Here is a 2,075-nt window from a genome sequence, read left to right on the forward strand (position 1 = left end):
AAGAAAATGCCTTGCTCTTTGTGGATATGAGAGAAAATGGCAATGCACATAACTGGCTAGGACATTATTTAAACAATATCCTTCGTTTCGCTCTTGTCCCTTTCTTTTTTTGGCTGATCGGTGGATGGCAGCAACTCCTTCTCCGTTCCATTGGGAGTAGTGGAATTCATGTCCGCGAAATTGTTCTCCCTTACGACCCAGGAAACAATCGTCAAGCATTTCATTTTCACAATACCCAAAATTCACAAGTTTTTTGGTCATTTCAATTTGTCCGGGAATTATCCCCAGCATAGAAAAGACATTACCGTCTAAAGATTTTACGGACTCAGCCAGGTAAATAAGCCCTCCGCATTCGGCATACGTGGGAATACCATCTTTAATGGCCCGTTTAATTAAAGCACGCATGTCTTGATTTTCTTTAATTTCTTTAGCATAAACCTCCGGGAAACCGCCACAAAAATAAAACCCATCTATATTTTCCGGTAATGTCGTATCCTCAAGCGGACTAAACACGACGAGTTCGGCGCCACAGTCTTTTAAAAAATCCAGATTTGCCTGATAATAAAATTGAAATGCACGATCATAGGCATAGGCGATACGAATAGGATCCTGTGATGTTGTTGCTTCAGGGATAATATTGAATGCCTGAACAGATAATGAATTCTTTTGCGCTCTCTTCGCATGGACCATGATTTGCTCCAGGTCCATATTTTGACAGCACTCTTCCAGTCTTGTCAGACAATCATGCAGATCTTCATTTTCAGAGGCTGTTTTTTAAGCCAAGATGGCGTTCCGGGATCATAATGCCTTCATTTTTAAAAACGAGTACCCAATACCGGAATACGATTATATGCTTCAACAGCTTCGGTTAGCAACTTCAGATGGCTCTCCCCGGCAACTTTATTAAGAATCACGCCACAGATGTGAATATCCGGATCCAGTGTTTGATAGCCTTTGATCATGGCAGCAGTTGAGCGTGCCATTTTACCAGCGTCTACGACAAGAATAACTGGAATCTTTAGTAATTTGGCGAGGGCTGCGCTGCTGCCTTCGTCGGCCGTTGGTGAAACACCGTCAAACAGACCCATGACACCCTCAATAACGGCAATGTCACAATCCTGGGATGTCTTTTCAAACAACCATTGACATGCATCTTTACCCATCATCCATTCATCCAGGTTATGAGACGCTCGGTTTGTCGCAACCGTGTGATAACTCGGATCAATATAATCAGGGCCTACTTTATAAGCTCTGACACGTAAGCCTGCTCTGGTTAATCCAGCCAAAATAGCCAGTGTAACTGATGTTTTTCCTACGCCGCTGTGCGTTCCGCTAATCATGATTCGAGGTATACTCATTTTACTTTTATCTGAGAATTTATGAAAATAATAAAATTTATATCTATCACAGCTTCAAAGATATAACGATAGGCATACCGTGTCAACCCATTTTTTATGGAGTGTTATCAGATCATGGATTTTTTCTCCATAAGGATGATTGCGACTACTATTAATAGGTATTGTACAAACCTGAATTTCATATTATTGCTAAACAAACTTACAGGTAGTCCTGGTAATTATTGCTTTTTTAGAAATTTGGAATCTTATGGCAATTAAAATACTGGAATAAAGCAATGATAACGTCATGATCTCTTCTTCTAAATAGTCACAGTTACATTGTTCTTCGTTAGTTACAATAGTATAATGTTGAGAAGTAAAATCAAGAGTAAAAACTCTCAATAATCTGAAGAACACATCCCCCTTACCCGGACAAAAACGCCGAGAACTTCAATCAGCTCGTTGCTAAGAGCAATGTCATTGACTCGAATATGATTAAGTTGACAGGATTAAGTATTATAAGTAGAATTATCCATTCTTATTTTTGATCTTAGATAATTAAAAAATTTGTTACAGGTAATTCCATCCTGAATGTTAAGGATGGAATTTAAAAGGGAATCCCTCGTAGAACAGGGAACGGACCCGCCGCTGTAGTCGATGACGAAAATTGCCAGGCCACTGTTCGCCACAGGCGTATGGGAAGGCGCAATGAGTAGGACGATTCGATAGTCAGAAGAC

1 protein-coding gene, 1 pseudogene and 1 riboswitch are annotated in these 2,075 nt (G+C 40.1%); the gene and the pseudogene both read right to left on the reverse strand.

Features of this window, described 5'->3' with window-relative positions; translation table 11 throughout:
* Positions 1 to 708: pseudogene (locus tag SCALIN_RS13440) on the reverse strand (cobyrinate a,c-diamide synthase); the annotation flags it as partial.
* A 107-nt stretch (positions 709 to 815) separates the two neighbouring features.
* On the reverse strand, positions 816 to 1,358 hold the full coding sequence (locus SCALIN_RS13445) for a nucleotide-binding protein (RefSeq protein WP_096894985.1): 543 nt from the start codon (positions 1,356 to 1,358) through the stop codon (positions 816 to 818).
* Between the two features lie 536 nt (positions 1,359 to 1,894).
* Positions 1,895 to 2,075: riboswitch (cobalamin riboswitch) on the forward strand. This riboswitch is flagged as partial in the annotation.

This window comes from Candidatus Scalindua japonica (assembly GCF_002443295.1).
Classification (GTDB): domain Bacteria; phylum Planctomycetota; class Brocadiia; order Brocadiales; family Scalinduaceae; genus Scalindua; species Scalindua japonica.

What these genes read in the sequence shown, in the direction of transcription:
- SCALIN_RS13445 (WP_096894985.1), bottom strand. Translation starts at nt 1,358, where the DNA reads ATGAGTATACCTCGAATCATGATTAGCGGAACGCACAGCGGCGTAGGA.